Below are 13,561 nucleotides of genomic sequence, written 5' to 3'. Positions count from 1 at the left end.
CAGGTCACAGGGGAGACCTGCCCCGGCCGCGGAGAGGGCTCGTCCCAGGTCACGGAGGGGACCCCGCCGCCGCGTGGGCGGGGTCCCCGGGAGCGGGGTGCTACGCGTCCAGCGCGGCCCGCGCGTCGACGAACGCGTCCACGGCCCGGTTCACGTCCGCCGTGGAGTGCGCGGCGGAGAGCTGGACGCGGATGCGGGCGGCACCCTGCGGGACGACCGGGTAGGAGAACCCGATCACGTACACACCGCGCTCCAGGAGGAGCTCCGCCATCCGGCCTGCCTTCGCCGCGTCCCCGATCATGACGGGGGCGATGGCGTGGTCGCCGGGCAGGATGTCGAAGCCCTCCTCGGTCATCCGGGTGCGGAAGAGCGCGGTGTTGGCGTTGAGCTGCTCGCGCAGGTCGCCGGCGGCCTCCAGCAGGTCGAGGACCTTGAGCGAGGCCGCCGCGATGACCGGGGCGAGGGAGTTGGAGAAGAGGTACGGGCGGGAGCGCTGGCGCAGCAGCGCGACGATCTCGGCGCGGGCGGCGACATAGCCGCCGGAGGCGCCGCCGAGCGCCTTGCCGAGGGTGCCGGTGATGATGTCGACCCGGTCCATCACGTCGTGCAGTTCGGGGGTCCCCCGGCCGCCGGGGCCGACGAAGCCGACGGCGTGCGAGTCGTCGACCATGACCATGGCGTCGTAGCGCTCGGCCAGGTCGCAGATCTCGCGCAGCGGGGCGACGTATCCGTCCATGGAGAAGACGCCGTCGGTGACGACGAGCCTGCGCCGGGCGCCGGAGGCCTCCTTGAGCTGCTTCTCCAGGTCGTCCATGTCGCGGTTGGCGTAGCGGAACCGCTTGGCCTTGGAGAGGCGGATGCCGTCGATGATGGAGGCGTGGTTGAGGGCGTCGGAGATGACGGCGTCCTCCGGGCCCAGCACGGTCTCGAAGACACCGCCGTTGGCGTCGAAGCAGGAGGAGTAGAGGATCGTGTCCTCCTGGCCGAGGAACGTGGAGAGCCGCTGCTCCAGCTCCTTGTGGACCTCCTGGGTGCCGCAGATGAAGCGGACCGAGGCCATCCCGTAGCCCCAGCGGTCCAGCGCCTCGTGGGCGGCGGCGATCACCTCGGGGTGGTCGGCGAGGCCCAGGTAGTTGTTGGCGCAGAAGTTGAGCACCTCGCCGGGGCGGCCGCCCGCGGTGACGGCGACCGACGCGGACTGCGGGGTGCCGATGACGCGCTCGGGCTTGTGCAGTCCGGCGGCCTCGATCTCTTCGAGGGTGGTGCGCAGGTCGTCGCGTACGGAGTCGAACATGAGGGGTGTCTCCCGGCTCGATAGCTGGATACGGGTGGTCAGGAGGTCCAGTCGAGGATGACCTTGCCGCCGCGGCCGCTCGCCGCGTCGTCGAAGGCCGCCTCGAATTCGCGGTAGCCGTACCGGCCGGTGATCACGGGGGCGAGGTCGAGGCCGCCCTCCAGCAGTACGGACATGGCGTACCAGGTCTCGAACATCTCACGGCCGTAGATGCCCTTGACGGTGATCATCGAGGTGACGATGCGGGACCAGTCGACGGCGAACTCCTCGGACGGCAGTCCGAGCATGGCGATCCGGCCGCCGTGCGTCATGTTCTCGATCATGTCGCGCATCGCCTCGGGCCGGCCGGACATCTCCAGGCCGACGTCGAAGCCCTCGCGCAGTCCGAGGCGCTTCTGGCCTTCGGTGATGGTCTCCTCGCCGACGTTCAGGGCGAGGCTGACGCCGACCTTGCGGGCCAGTTCGAGACGGGCCTCGCTGACGTCGGTGATGACGACGTGGCGGGCGCCCGCGTGCTTGGCGACGGCCGCGGCCATGATGCCGATCGGTCCGGCGCCGGTGATCAGGACGTCCTCGCCGACCAGCGGGAACGACAGCGCGGTGTGCACGGCGTTGCCGAACGGGTCGAAGATCGCGGCGACGTCGAGGTCGACGGGGGTCCGGTGCACCCAGACGTTGGAGGCGGGCAGCGCGACGTACTCGGCGAACGCCCCGTCCCGGCCGACGCCGAGGCCGACCGTGGAGCGGCACAGGTGGCGGCGCCCGGCCAGGCAGTTGCGGCACTTGCCGCACACCAGGTGGCCCTCGCCGCTGACCAGGTCGCCGACGGCGATGTCGACGACGTCGGCGCCGGTCTCGGCGACCTCGCCGACGAACTCGTGTCCGAGGACGAGCGGGGTGCGGACGGCCTGCTGGGCCCAGCCGTCGTAGTTGCGGATGTGCAGGTCGGTGCCGCAGATGCCGGTGCGCAGGACCTTGATCAGTACGTCCGTGGGGCCGATCTCCGGCTCCGGCACGTCCATCAGCCAGAGTCCCGGCTCGGCCTTCTGCTTGACGAGTGCCTTCACGGCGGTGGCTCCCTGTGCTGGTGCGGCGTTGAGTACCCCGGGCCGGGGGCATACCAGGGGGAAGCCTGCGGCCCGGGGAGGATCGAGAGGGACGGGACACATCGGCAGCGCGCGTCGATCGGCTGCCGCGCACCATCCTCGGCCGTCACGGAGAAATCTGCCGCACCCCGCGCCACAGGTCCATCGAGGTTTTCTTAAGCGCGCCCGAAGATCCGCTTCATGCCGTGGGCGCGGTTCCCCCGTACGGCGGCACCGGGCGCCCGGCTCAGACCTCGGTGTAGGGCCCCAGGAAGCGGGCCCGGCCGTGCTCGACCCGGTAAAGGAAGATCCCGGTCTCGTACCGCACCTGCCGGCTGGTCCGGAAGGACAGGGTCCGGGTGATGCCCCGGTGGGTGGTCCGGAAGAGGCGCTGGGCGATGCCTTCGCGTTCGGCCCCGGTGGCGCTGGTGGACCGGGCCGCCGCGGCGATCAGCCCGGCCGCGTCGTACGCCTCGGCGGCCCAGCGGCCCGGTGCGGCCCCGAAGCGCTTGCGGTACGCGGCGGTGAACGCCTTCGCGGCCGGGACCGCCGTCGGGTCGCTGTACGCCTGGGCGAACACCCATCCCTCGGCGGCCTTTCCGGCGCCGTCGAGGAAGGCGGGCGCGAGGACGGGCCCGACGGACACCCGGCTGCCGGTGAATCCGGCGGCGGCCAGGGCCACCGCGCAGCGGGCGCCCCGTACGGGTGACGTCGCGGCGAGGACGACGGCGTCGGCGCCCCCGGCGACCGCCGCGCGTGCCGCCGGTCCGAAGTCGTCGGTGCCCGCCGCGACCGGGTGCACGGTCACCTCGGCGTCCTCGGGCGGGGTTTCCCGGAGGGTCTTCGCGATGGCCCAGGCGCCTTCGGGGTCGGCGCCGTCCTCCACGACCGCGATCCGGTCGGCCGGACGGGTCCGGAACACGTAGTGCGCGATGCCGATGGGCAGCACGCCGTCCAGGGGGCGGGTCACGCAGAGGGTCTTCGTGGCCACGACGTCGGCGGTGGTGGAGCGGGCCGCGACGACGACCTGGGCGAGGCCGGTGCGCTCGTAGCGCGCGACGACGGACGCGGCGACGACGTCCCCGGTGGGGCCGACGACCGCCAGCACCTTCGGGTCGGCGGCCAGCCGGTCGGCGGCGCGCAGGGCGCGGGCGGGGTCCCCGGCGTCGTCCTCGGTGCGCAGGGCGAGCCGGAAGGGTGCGTCGGCGCGGGCGTTGTGGTCGTCGACCGCGAGCCGCAGGCCGCGCTGGTGCGCGAGTCCGGTGGCCCGGCCCGGTCCGGTGAGGTCGGCGTGCAGGCCGATGGTGTGGGTGGGCACGGTACGGGGAACTGCCGCCGCCCCGGTGCCGGAACGCCGTGCCGCCCAGGCCGCCACCGCGCCGCCCGCCAGCAGGACGGAGGCAGCCCCGGCGGTCAGCATGCTCCGCCGGGAGGGCGGGGGCGGGGCGGGTTCCCCGACGAGGGTGCGCGGGTCCGGGGCGGGGACGTCGAGGGCGGCGGCCGAGCGCGCGGTGATCAGCGCGGACAGGCCGGGCGGCGCCCAGTCGTCCGGTTTCCCGCCGGGCGGTTCGGCGAGGGACCGCGCCACCTCCCGTACCGAGGGCCGCTCGGCCGGGTCCTTGGCCAGGCACGCCTCGACGAGCGGCAGCAGGGCGGGCGGCAGAGCGTCCAGGTCCGGTGGTTCGTGCACGGTGCGGAACAGCACGGACGCGGCCCCGCCGTCCCCGAACGGGCGTCGGCCGGTCGCCGAGTACGCGAGGACGCAGCCCAGCGCGAAGACGTCGCAGGCGGGCCCGGCCCGCTCCCCGGACGCCTGTTCGGGGGCGAGGTAGCCGGGGGTGCCGATCAGCGCGTCGGGCTCGGTGAGGGCGGTGGCGCCCTCGTGGCGTGCGATGCCGAAGTCGATGAGCCGGGGCCCGTCGAGCGCGAGGAGCACGTTCGCCGGTTTCACGTCGCGGTGGACCAGCCCGGCGGTGTGCACCGCGTCGAGCGCGTCGGCGAGCCGGGCCCCGAGCGCGCGGACCGTGCGGGCCGGGAGCGGCCCCTGGGCGGTGACGACCTCGGCCAGCGAGGGGCCCGGTTCGAACGCGGTGGTGAGCCACGGCTCGCGGGCCTCGGTGTCGGCGTCCGTCACCGGCACCACCCAGGGTCCGGCGACCCGCCGGGCGGCCTCGGCCTCGCGCCGGAAACGGGCCCGGAAGCCGGGGTCGGCGGCGTGTTCGGCCCGGATGACCTTCACGGCCACGAGCCGCCCGCCGGAGGTGCGGGCCAGATAGACGACGCCCATGCCGCCCGCGCCGAGCCGCGCCAGGACGCGGTGGGTGCCTACGGTCCGGGGGTCGTCCGGGGTGAGCGGCCGCATTCCGGGTCAGTGCCCGCTCGTGGGTGCCGGGCCGAGGTAGTGGAACGCGCCGCCGCGGACCGTGTGGACGTGGGCGGCCTGGCCCTTGAGCCGGTGGCTCTCGTCGAAGGCGTAGTCGCGGGAGACGCCTCGGTACGAGGAGGCGGCGATCTTCGCGACCAGGGCGGACCGCGCGGGCGGCCGGTCCGGGCGGCCGAGGGCGGTGAGTGCGGCGAGGACCAGTCCGGCCGCGTCGTACGCCTCGGCGGCCCAGCGGGCGGGTGCCTCGCCGTACTTCTTCCGGTGCGCCGCGGCGAACTCTCGTGCGGCGGGGGCCGTCGTGCCGATGCAGGGCGAGACGAACTCCCAGCCCTCGGCGGCGTCCCCGGCGTCCTTCAGGAAGCGGGGGCCCATGGCCGTGTGCATGGCCATGCGTGGTCCCCCGTAGGACGTGGCGGCGAGGGTCCGGGCGGCGCGGGCGGCCCCGGCCGGGTCCCCGGCGTGGAAGAAGGCGTCGCTGCGGTGCGCGAGCAGGTCGGCGACGACCGGGGCCAGGTCGCGGGTGCCGACGGGCACCACGCGCGGGTAGGTGGTCCCGTCGGTGGTGTCGACGACGATCCGGTTCAGGTAGTAGCCCGTCAGATACGCCTGCTGGCCGCCGGCCCGGTCGACGAGCACCCCGAGGCGCCGCACATCGGGCCGGAGCACCAGCCTGTCGCGGATCGGGTACGCCAGGGCGACGTCGGAGGGGGCCGCCTGGAAGAAGGACCTCATGGACCGCACGGGGAAGGCGGCTTGCAGGGACGACACGGTGACGAGGGGCAGCATCGCCTCGTCGTAGGCTTCGAGCACGGCTCCGGTGGCGGGGTCGTCGGTCGGGCCGACGACGGCGAGCACGTCGTGGTCGCGGGTGAACCGCTCGGCGACCCGCACGGCCCCGGCGGCCTCGCCCCGGTCGTCGAGCGCCGTCACCTTCAGGGCGAACGGCTTGTCCGTACGGGAGTTGAACCGGTCGACCGCGAGCCGCACCCCGCGTTCCTGGGCCCGCCCGTCCGCGCCCCGGGGCCCGGAGAGGTCGGCCTGCACCCCGATGGTCCAGGTCCGGGTGGTGCTCCCGCCGGTGCCCGCGGCGTCGTCGCGGCGCAGCCACTCGCCCACGGCGAAGGCTCCACCGCCCACGGCGGCCAGGGCTCCGGCGCCCCCGAGGAGGAGCAGCTTGCGCCGGGCCGGTGCGGGGGCGCGGGGCTCGGGGTCGTCCACGACCGTGGCGTCGATGCCGGGAAGGGCCAGGGGTGCGGCGGTCCGGTCGGCGATCAGCCGTACGACGTTCTCGGGCAGCCACTCGATCGAGCCGTCCGGGGCGTCCTCGGTGATCCGCTCGTCGGTTTCGGCGGCGGTGGGGCGGGCGGCCGGGTCCTTGGCCAGCAGGGCTTCGAGCAGGGCGCGCAGTCCGGTGTCGTCGATCCCGTCGAGATCCGGTGCTCCGTGGACGGTGCGGTAGAGCAGGGCGTCCACGGCGCCGCTCCCGAAGGGGGGCCGGCCGGTCGCGGCGTACGCCAGGAGGCACCCCAGCGAGAAGACGTCACCGGCGGGCCCCACGGCGGCGGCGCCCCCGCCGGCCTGTTCCGGGGCGAGGAAGCCGGGGGTCCCCACCACGAGGTCCGCCGCGGTCAGCGCGGTGGCGTCGGTGATCCGGGCGACGCCGAAGTCGATGAGCCTCGGCCCGTCGGCGGCGAGCAGGACGTTGCCCGGTTTGACGTCGCGGTGGACGAGCCCGGCGGCGTGCACCGACGCCAGGGCGCGGGCCAGCAGGCGGCCGAGGACGCGGACGCTCCGCGCGGGCAGCGGGCCGCACCGGGCGACCGTCTCGGAGAGCGTGGGTCCGGGTACGAACGCGGTGGCCAGCCAGGGCTGTTCGTCCTCCGTCCCGGATGCGGTGACCCGTACCGCCCAGGGGTTGTCGACCCGGCGGGCGGCCTCCGCCTCCCGGCGGAAGCGGACCCGGAAGTCGGCGTCCCCGGCGTGCTCGGGCAGGATCACCTTGACGGCGGCCAGTGCCCCCTCGTCGGTCCTGCCGAGGTAGACCACGCCCATGCCACCGGCGCCGAGGCGCCCCAGCAGCCGGTGTCCGCCGATCCGCGACGGGTCGGTGGTCCGCAGCTCTTCCATCGCCGTCCCCGTCCTCAGCTCTTCTTCGCGACGGCTTCGCCCAGCCGTATCAGCATGGCGCTCTGTGCCCGGACGCCGAGTTCGGTGAGGTCGTCGGCCGTCCATCCCTTGGACGCCTTGGCGGTCACGGCCACGGTGAACCGGAGGGTCTGGTCCTGCTCCCAGAAGTACGGGTGGGGGCCGCCGAGTTCGTCGCTGCGGTATTCGCCGGACTCCATCAGCGTGTCCTCGGAGCTGACCTGGTTGGCCTCGCCGCGGGCCAGGGCGCCCGCGCCGAGCCCGCCGATGAACTCGCCCTGCCGCAGCTGCTGCGTGGGGCAGCGCATCGTCTCCTCCAGGGATTCGGCCATCTCCCACCGTGCGCCGTCGTCCGTGCGGTGGACGGTCACGATCGCGGCGAGCCGCAAGGGCCCCCGGCCCCGCCCCGCGGGTATCTCGAACGAGCGGGTGAGGGTGGCCAGGACGCTGCTCGCGGGCTTCTCCTGCCGCCAGACGCAGTCCGTCCCGAGGACCGGCCAGGTGTCCGGGCCGCTCTCGTACGGCTGGCGCGCGACGACTCCGGGGCCGAAGCTGTCGGGGTGGGCGATGACGCGTCCGATGAGGTCGAGGGCCGCTTTCCGGGTGGTGGGCAGCCGGGCGGGGTCCGCGTCGATGAGGGGCCCGGCGTCGGGCGTCTTCGCGGGGGCGGTGCCGTGGGCCGGGGTGGCGCTCGGCCGCTCCTTCGCCGCGCCCGTGTCCCCGCCCCCGGAACATGCCGTCACCAGCAGCAGCGGGACCAGCACCGTCGCCCCGCGCCCGAGTGCTCCGCGCATCGCTCCGCCGCGCGCCACGATCGACCGCCCCCGTCCCGTCTCTCCCGGAATCGTGTCGATCCTATGAGTACGGAACGGGGGCGGTCGGTTCCCGTGATGATCTGTTACACCGTCAGGACACTGTGGTTTCAGGGTCGTTGGCGAGTCGGGCGTGCAGGTGCTCGTCGTGGTAGCGCCCGTCGCCGTAGCGGTGGGAGGCGCGCAGGGTGCCCTCGGCGAGGTAGCCGCAGCGGTCGGCCACCCGGCAGGAGTCCTCGTTCCCGGCCGCGTGGGCTATCTCGATCCGGCGGGCGTCGGCGGTGGTGAAGCCCCAGCTCGTCACCGCCCGGGTCGCCCGGGTGGCGACGCCGCGCCCACGGGCGGCGGGCAGCACCCAGTACCCGATCATCGCAAGGCCGTCCTCGCGGTCGACCCAGCGCAGTGCGACAGTGCCCAGCAGGGCACCGTCGGCGGCCGCCCGTATGGCGAAGGCGGCGCCCGTGCCGCGGTCCCAGGCCCCGTCGCGTGCCGTCACCCAGGCCAGGGCGCCGGCGCGGTCGGTCGCGGCGATCGGGTTCCAGAGGGCGATCTGCGGATCCGCGGCGGCGGCCATCAGGCCGTCCAGTGCCTCCTCGGACTCCGCGTCCTCCTGGCCCCATGGCCGGAGCACCACATCACCGAGGTCGAGTGTGGTGCGGACGAAGGTCCTTCGGCCGACGGGGTCCTGCGCGGGCTGCGGGGTCATGGCTGTGCTCATGGCCCCATTCGTACCGGGCCGCCAGGGCCCTCGCCAGCGAATTACCGCTGGTCACGGCGGGTGGCCGGGTGCGGGCCCGCCGAGGCGGTGGCGCGGCACGGGAGTTGGACGACTGTTCACCCCCGCGTGCGCCTGTGATTCCCGCACGACACGGACACAGCGATCGAATAGGTCTGGACCACTCACGGACACCTCGATCCGCCCTCGCCGCCGCCACCCCGCCCAGCCCCCGTTGCTCACTCCCTTTTAACGCGCCCTTCGCAAATGGTCTATACCTTTGACGGTAGGGTGGGGGTCACCCGATGCCGCCACATTCCCGGCCATAGAGGTCTTATGACGATCCATCACCTTCCTCAGCCGCCTTCCGACTCCGAGCTCTACTGGTACTTCGGCCCGCAGCGCCGCTGGGTGCTGATCAGTTCCTCGTTCGCCTTCGTGCTCACCGCGGCGACCATGCTGACCTTCGCCCTGCGCACCCCGGCCCTGTGGGCCTTTCTCGCGGTGCTGGCCCTCAATGTGGTCGCCCTCGCGCTCTCCTCGGTCAACAGCCTGCGCCAGCGACGGCTGACCAGACGCTCGCACGAGGTGCTGGTCCATGCCTGGGATCCCCCCGAACTCCCCTCCGTCGACCTCTACTTACCCACGTGCGGCGAGCCGATCGCCGTGCTGGACAACGCCTACCGCGCGGTCTCGGCGGTCGACTGGCCCGGGGCGCTGACCGTCTGGGTGCTGGACGACGCCGCGAGCCCCGAGGTCGCCGCGCTGGCCGCCTCGTACGGCTACCGGTACGTCGTCCGGCCCGACCGGGGCCATCTCAAGAAGGCGGGCAATCTCAACCACGCGCTCACCCTGAGCAGCGCGGAGTACATCGCCGTCCTGGACGCCGACTTCGCGCCCAGGCCCGACTTCCTGCGCCATCTGGTGCCGTATCTCGCCGATCCGGGGGTCGGCATCGTGCAGAGTCCGCAGTGCTTCGACACCGACGAGTCGATGAGCTGGATCCAGCGCGCCGCGGGCTCGGCCCAGGAGTGGTTCTTCCGCTGGATCCAGCCGTCCCGGGACGCGAGCGACGCCGCCATCTGCTGCGGCAGCAACGCGGTCTACCGCCGCAGCGCGATCGACCTGGCCGACGGCTTCGCCAGGCTCGACCACAGCGAGGACCTGTTCACCGGCCTCGCCCTCCACGAGCGGGGCTTCCGCACCCTGTACGTTCCGGTCCTGGTGGCCAAGGGCACCTCACCGGACAATCTGGCGTCCTTCGTCAACCAGCAGTACCGCTGGGCGATGGGCAATCTCCATCTGATGGGGACGCCCGTCCTCGGACGCATGGGCGCCCCCTGGCGGATGCGGCTCTGCTTCTACGAGGGCATCGTCGGCTATCTGACGACGGCGGTGAACACCTTCGCCGCCCCGCTGCCCCCGCTGGTGATGCTGTTCCGGTATCCGGACGACGTCCGCCCCTGGCACGTGCTGCCGCTGCTCGCCCCGCTCTGGCTCTGGCACGTGCTGCTGCCGCGGATCAGCCGGACCCGCTGGCGGGTGGAGGTGATCCGGGCCAACGTCCTGACCAGTGTGGCCGCCGGGGCCGCCTTTCTGCACACCCTGCGCGGCCGCAGCGCGGCCTGGGTGCCCACCGGGGCCGGCGGCGCGGCGAAGGGCGGCATGGCCCGCCGGGTCGTGACCGTCTCCCTGCTCTGGCTCTGCTGCTCCACCGGGGCGGCCGCCGCCGGACTCGCCCTGGCGGTGGCCCGCAACGGCTGGGTGCCCAACTGGGGCCTGGCCCTCTATCTGCTGGTCCAGTGCCAGATCAACCTTCCCCTGATCCGCGATCTGTGGGCCGAACTGCGCCCCGCCGCCCCGGCGTCCCGGACCGCGCGGCGCGTACGGCCACCGGCGCCCCGCCTGCTGCCCCGCCGCTGGCCCGAAGCGCTGGCCGCCACCACACTGCTCCTGCTCACCGCCCTGCTCGCATCCGGTTGGGTCAACCCGATGCTGCCCTGGCTGAGTTGAAAGGCCCCTCGGAACAATGTCCACGACCACGGCTCCCGGCATCCGCCACGGCGCCGCCCGCTCCGCCGAAACCCCCGACGGCGGTGGCTCCGGACCGGCTCCGCGCCGCGCCGGGTTCCGCCCCGACATCGAGGGGCTGCGCGCGGTCGCGGTGCTCGGGGTCCTCGCCTTCCACGCGGCCGTGCCCGGCCTGGCCGGCGGCTTCGTCGGAGTCGATGTCTTCTTCGTCATCTCCGGCCATCTGATCACCGGGCTCCTGCTGCGCGAGGCCGTCACCACCGGGCGCATCCGGCTCGGCGAGTTCTTCTCCCGCCGGGCCCGCCGGCTGCTGCCCTCCGCCGCCGTGGTCCTCGGCGCCGTCGCCCTGGCCGGGGCCTGGCTCACCGTTCCACTGCGCCGCACCGAGCTGGAGTACGACGTGGTGGCGGCGGCGCTGTCCACCGCCAACTGGCGCTTCGTCCAGCAGCAGACCGACTACCTCGCGGCCGGGCACGACCAGAGCCCGTTGCTGCACTTCTGGTCGCTGGCCGTGGAGGAGCAGTTCTATCTGCTCTGGGCCCCGCTGCTCGCCGCCTTCGTGTACGCCGCCGCCAGGGCGGTGCGCCGGGGCCGTGCCGTGCGGGCCGCGGCGACCGCCGTCACCGCGCTGCTGACGCTCGGCTCCTTCGCGCTGTCGCTGGGCTGGACGGGCGACTCGGTCTCGCTGGCATACCTCGGAACGCCTTCGCGGGTATGGCAGTTCGGCGTCGGCGCGCTGCTGGCGCTGCTGCCGTGGCACCTGCTGCGCGGGCCCCGCCTCCTGCGTCTGCTCACCGGCTGGGCGGGGGCCGGGGCGCTGGTGTGGTGCATGGTCGCGTACGACGCGTCGACCCCGTATCCCGGATACGCGGCGCTCGTGCCGACGCTGGCCACGGCGGCGGTCATCCTGGCCGGGATACCCGGCCGGGCGCCCGGCGGGGGTGTGAGCGGCCCGGACGCGTACGGGGTGGGGCGGCTGCTGGCGGGCCGGGCGCCCCGCGCGATCGGCAGGCTCTCCTACACCCTCTATCTGTGGCACTGGCCCGTGCTGGTGCTCGCCGAGGCCCGCTTCGGCGCCCTGGACTGGCCGGTGAAGGCGGCGCTCACCGTGGCGTCCGCACTGCCCGCGCTGGCCACCATGCGATGGGTCGAACAACCGGTGCGGCACAGCAGGACCGTCGCCGAACTCCCCCGGCGCGGGCTGTCGGTGGGGGTCTCGGCCGTCGCCATCCCGGTGGTGCTCGCGTTGGTGATGGGCACCGCGACCCTGCGGCTGCTGGGCCCGGCCGTGCCGGTGGACGTGAAGGGCCTGCCGCCCGGCGCGGCCGAGGGCCCGCATCTGCTGGCGCGGAACGGTACGCCGCTCACGGGCGGTCCGGTGGTGCCCAGTCCCGTGCAGGCGCGCGAAAACTTCCCGCCGGACGGGGCCTGCGAGGTGGCGCCGCCGGTGACCCGCAGCCCGCGCTGCCTGTTCGGTGCGACCGAAAGCCCGGACCGGATCGTGCTGCTCGGCGACTCGCACGCCGGGCAGTGGTTCTCCCCGGCGCTCGCCCTGGCGGCCCAGCGCGGCTGGGCGCTCCAGGAGTTGGTGAAGCAGGGCTGCCCGCTGCCCGAACTCCAGGTGGTGAACCCGCAGTTGGGACGCACGTACCACGAGTGCGACACCTGGCGCGCGGACGCGTTGGACCGGATCGCGAAGGGGCCCAAGCCCCGTCTGGTCCTGATCGCCTCCCTCAACCGCTACACCGACGACCAGCGGCTCCTCGCCAGCGGATGGGAGAAGACGCTCAAGCCGCTGCGTGCGCTCGGTGTCCCGATCGTCTACCTGGAGGACACCCCCGTGCCGGGGAAGGACGTCCCGGCCTGCGTCTCCGGACACACCTCCGACCCGGCGGCCTGCGCCTTCGGCCGGGCCGCCGCGCGGTGGCCCGATCCGCTCGCGCGGCGGATCGCGTCCGGGAAGCTGCCGGGGGTGCGGGCCGTCTCGGTCAACGAGGTGCTGTGCCCGCCGAAGGGGGCGACCTGCCCGGCGGTGCGGGACCGGATTCTGCTGTACCGGGACGACGCCCATCTCACCGATGTCGCCGCGGTGGTCCTCACCTCGCGGCTCGAACGGCTCCTCACCGGGGCCGGGGCGCTGTCCGGGGCGGACGGCTGGACCCGGGTCCTGCACGACGACTTCGACGGACCGGCGGGCAGCCGCCCGTCCGCCGCCCGGTGGACGTACGACCTGGGCACCTGCTATCCGGGCTGCCCGGCCCCGCAGTGGGGAACCGGTGAGGTCGAGACCATGACGGACTCGACCGACAACGTGCGCCTGGACGGGAAGGGTGCGCTGGAGATCGTCCCCACGCTCAGGGACGGCCGGTGGTACTCCGGGCGGATCACGTCCCGGCGGTCGGACTTCGCGCCGCCGCCCGGCGGTGTGCTGCGGATCGAGGCGTCCATCGCGCTGCCCGATGTCACGGGGGACGCGGCGGCGGGTTACTGGCCCGCCTTCTGGACCCTGGGGGCGAAGCTCCGCGACGGCTACACGGGGTGGCCGGCGCTCGGCGAGCTGGACATCATGGAGTCCGTCAATGGCCGCGACACGGTCTTCGGCACGATGCACTGCGGCGTGCTCGACGGCGGCCCGTGCCAGGAGCCGGTGGGCCTGTCCTCGGGGCCGCAGCCGTGCCCCGGCTGCCGTGGCGCGTTCCACTCCTACGCCGTCGAGGTCGATCTGACGCCCGGCGCCGAGGAGGTGCGCTGGTATCTGGACGGCCGCGTCCACCACCGGGTCACCGAGGCCGGGATGGATGCCGGGACCTGGGACCGGGCGGTGCACCACGGGCTGTTCCTGATCCTGAACGTGGCCATGGGCGGCAAGCTCCCGGCCGCCGACGGCGCCGCACCGGGCCCCGGCACCGCACCCGGGCACCCGATGCGCGTCCAGCACGTCACCGTGTCGACCCGGGAGGGCGCCGCCCGCCCCTGACGGTCCGCGCCGCGCGGCACACCGAGTCGGCTCCGGTGCGCTGCGCGGCGCGGTTTCGGTACGGGTCAGGCGGTACGAGTCAGTCGGTACGGGCCGGGCGGTACGGATCGGGCGGTACG

General features: G+C 74.1%; 8 protein-coding genes. 2 read left to right on the top strand and 6 right to left on the bottom strand.

Annotated features, from left to right (window positions below; genetic code table 11):
* Positions 1–100: 100 nt before the first annotated feature.
* The 6 genes from ACFVFH_RS17350 to ACFVFH_RS17325 all read right to left on the bottom strand — a co-directional run bounded on the left by ACFVFH_RS17350 (position 101) and on the right by ACFVFH_RS17325 (position 8,437).
* The gene (locus ACFVFH_RS17350; RefSeq protein ID WP_383768940.1) at positions 101–1,294 is read right to left on the bottom strand and encodes a glycine C-acetyltransferase; all 1,194 of its coding nucleotides are present in this window, start codon (positions 1,292–1,294) and stop codon (positions 101–103) included.
* Positions 1,295–1,332: 38 nt separating this feature from the next.
* Positions 1,333–2,361 (bottom strand): L-threonine 3-dehydrogenase, encoded by a 1,029-nt coding sequence (gene tdh, locus ACFVFH_RS17345; protein WP_383768936.1) that lies wholly within the window; start codon positions 2,359–2,361, stop codon positions 1,333–1,335.
* 265 nt (positions 2,362–2,626) lie between these two features.
* Complete coding sequence (locus ACFVFH_RS17340) at positions 2,627–4,741, bottom strand: bifunctional serine/threonine-protein kinase/ABC transporter substrate-binding protein (RefSeq protein ID WP_383768933.1); 2,115 nt, start codon at positions 4,739–4,741, stop codon at positions 2,627–2,629.
* 6 nt (positions 4,742–4,747) lie between these two features.
* Positions 4,748–6,889, bottom strand: coding sequence for a bifunctional serine/threonine-protein kinase/ABC transporter substrate-binding protein (locus ACFVFH_RS17335; RefSeq protein ID WP_383768930.1), 2,142 nt, complete (start codon positions 6,887–6,889; stop codon positions 4,748–4,750).
* A 14-nt stretch (positions 6,890–6,903) separates the two neighbouring features.
* Entirely contained in the window at positions 6,904–7,701 is a 798-nt protein-coding gene (locus ACFVFH_RS17330) for a hypothetical protein (protein ID WP_383768926.1), read from the bottom strand.
* Between the two features lie 112 nt (positions 7,702–7,813).
* Complete coding sequence (locus ACFVFH_RS17325; RefSeq protein WP_383768923.1) at positions 7,814–8,437, bottom strand: GNAT family N-acetyltransferase; 624 nt, start codon at positions 8,435–8,437, stop codon at positions 7,814–7,816.
* 333 nt (positions 8,438–8,770) lie between these two features.
* Between ACFVFH_RS17325 and ACFVFH_RS17320 the strand changes: the two genes are divergently transcribed.
* Positions 8,771–10,447, top strand: a complete 1,677-nt coding sequence (locus tag ACFVFH_RS17320; protein WP_383768920.1) for a glycosyltransferase family 2 protein — start codon at positions 8,771–8,773, stop codon at positions 10,445–10,447.
* 16 nt (positions 10,448–10,463) lie between these two features.
* On the top strand, positions 10,464–13,442 hold the full coding sequence (locus ACFVFH_RS17315; RefSeq protein ID WP_383768917.1) for an acyltransferase family protein: 2,979 nt from the start codon (positions 10,464–10,466) through the stop codon (positions 13,440–13,442).
* Positions 13,443–13,561 lie beyond the last annotated feature (119 nt).

The organism is Streptomyces sp. NPDC057697 (assembly GCF_042799335.1).
Lineage (GTDB): Bacteria > Actinomycetota > Actinomycetes > Streptomycetales > Streptomycetaceae > Streptomyces.
The sequence above is the reverse complement of the archived record's forward strand: the minus strand, read 5'-3'. Positions and strand labels throughout refer to the sequence as shown.